At 37.5% G+C, this 2,380-nt stretch carries 2 protein-coding genes; both read right to left on the bottom strand.

Features of this window, described 5'->3' with window-relative positions; all coding sequences use genetic code 11:
• A partial coding sequence (locus H1P_RS32765; protein ID WP_144875593.1) for a PDC sensor domain-containing protein occupies positions 1-1,391 on the bottom strand: 1,391 nt, incomplete at its 3' end.
• Between the two features lie 39 nt (positions 1,392-1,430).
• The coding region (locus tag H1P_RS32760; protein ID WP_246142057.1) for a methyl-accepting chemotaxis protein at positions 1,431-2,380 on the bottom strand (950 nt) is incomplete at its 5' end.

The raw sequence follows: 2,380 nt of genomic DNA, 5'->3' as shown, positions 1-2,380 counted from the left end.
GCTTCAATGGCAATCTCCTGTAAGCTACTAATAATGGCATTAAATAGATCGGCAACGGTACTTAACTCCACTGAATTCAGGTTGGCTCTAACGGTTAAATCTCCTTCTGTGGCATCAGATATTTCATTTATTAGAAGATAAATTGCGGTTTCTAACTGTTCTTTTGCTTGCTGTTGTTGTTGCACAAGAGCTTTTTGTTCTTGCAGCAGGTTTTTAAGTTGTTGCGCCATTAAGTTGATGTTACTACTCAAAGTTGCCACTTCATCAGAACTATCAACATTGAGTCTTTGCTCCAAATCGCCTTGACCAATTTTTTCCACAGTAGAAGCTGCTTCCAGAATCGGTTTAACTAATCGGCTAGCAACATAAATACTAATGATAGCGACTAAAACAATTGTAGTAATAGTTCCTAGAGTCAGAACTTTTCTAAATTGATTTTGAACACTGTAAGCAAGTTGCTTTTCATAAAAAATAAAGCCATCCCAACCTAATTCTGCCAACTCTCCTTCAAATTGATTGGAAACATAACTTCCTACGACATTTCTTTTTCCTAACTCTTCGTGAAATTCTATGGTGGCGATTTCTCCTGCTTGACGAAATTCAATGTAATCAGGCAGATATTCTTCTCCTGGCAAATCTTGCCCTTTTTGATCGTTAGTTATAAAAACTATCCCGTTTAGGTCTGTTATATGATAGGTAGCATTATATTGAAAGCCAAAGTTTTTCACGACTTCTGCCAGATACTTGACAGGTATTCTACTGCGAACAACTCCGACTAATTGATTGGTTACTGAATCTTTCACAGGAGCAGCGAAGTAAATAAAAAATTCTCCAACAGTAAAAGAAAATCTGGGCTGAGAAATAAATGGCTTGCCTGTTTTAAGAACAACTTGAAAATAGTCTTCTTTAAAATCATTACCAGGAGTCATTCCCTGAGAAACGGCTAGCTCATTACCTTTTAAATCCATAAAAGAAATACTTTCATAGGAAGGATTTCTTTGAGCAAAATTGGTTAATTCTAAGTTTTTTTGCTGACTGGTAGTACTATTTCTTAATTCTCGATCCTTAAAGATTGAGATATTAGCAATAATTTGAATATCTTGATAACGCTCTTGCAAAAAACTTTCCAGTCTATTCAACATTACTTTAGTATCGTTTTGTTGATTTTGATAGACTTGTTCTCTAATAATATTATCTGCAATGCGATAAGCAATAAAGCCAGTAAAAACAGTAGGTAAGATGCCAATCGCGATCGCTATTAAAGTTGTTTTAGCTTTAAGGGTTAAAGATTTGCCCAAGTTATTTTTTGAACCTTCAGCAACCTGAACACTGTTATCTACTGTATTTGAAGATTGATTTGGATTGAGTTTGGGACTTTGGTTATTAATCATCAAAAATAGAACTCCAAATACTTCTAGTTATAAATAAATTTATTCAGCTACCTTAAATTGAGCTACTGTAGATTGTAGTTTGCCAGCAACCTGTGCTGTTGAGCCAATCGATTGTGCTACCTGTTGAGAAGATTTGGATGTCCTCTCAGACAATTGAGCAATTTTTTGCATCAGGTTAGTCACGTTTTGGGATGTGGTTGCCTGAGAAATGGTACTTTGGGAAATCAACCCCATTAACTGGTTGATTGCTTGGGATTTTTCTATTACTAAGTTCAAACTCTCTTTAGTCGATTCTACAAGGTGCGTAGTTTCTACTACCTGGGTTGTACCTGATTTCATGGCTTGGCTGACTTCTTTGGTTTCGGATTGAATGGCGGTGACAATTCTGGCAATTTCTTGAGTTGCTGTGCTACATTGTTCGGCTAGGACACCTACTTGTTCTGCTATGACCGCAAATCCCTGTCCGTACTCCCCAGCACGATGGGCTTCAGTACGAGCATTAATGGCTAAGACATTGGTTTTCAGGGCAATTTCTTCGATTAAAGACAGTGCTTGCGCGATTTTTTGCGATGATTCTCCTAAATGCTTCATTTTCTGGGCTGTGTTTCCTACGGTATTCCGCAGATTCAGAATACTATCTACAGTCAAGTCCATATTTTCCGTACTGTTTAATACGGTGTTGTAAGTATCTTCGACGATTTTTTCTGCTCGATCGGCGTTGTGAGCTACTTCTTGAATTGATTGCGACATCTGTTTGACAGATGTTAATGTCTTGCGAGTTTCTTGGGCTTCGGCAATAGCTTGTTGAGCCAACAAACGAATCGCATTTTCATTTTGCTTTAAAGAATTCTCCACTTGAGTAGTTGATTGTCTGGCTTCAATGGCAATCTCCTGTAAGCTACTAATAATGGCATTAAATAGATCGGCAACGGTACTTAACTCCACTGAATTCAGGTTGGCTCTAACGGTTAAATCTCCTTCTGTGGCAT

The sequence above is a fragment of the Hyella patelloides LEGE 07179 genome, assembly GCF_900659865.1.
GTDB classification, from domain to species: Bacteria; Cyanobacteriota; Cyanobacteriia; order Cyanobacteriales; family Xenococcaceae; genus Hyella; species Hyella patelloides.
This window is presented reverse-complemented; position numbering and strand designations above follow the sequence as displayed.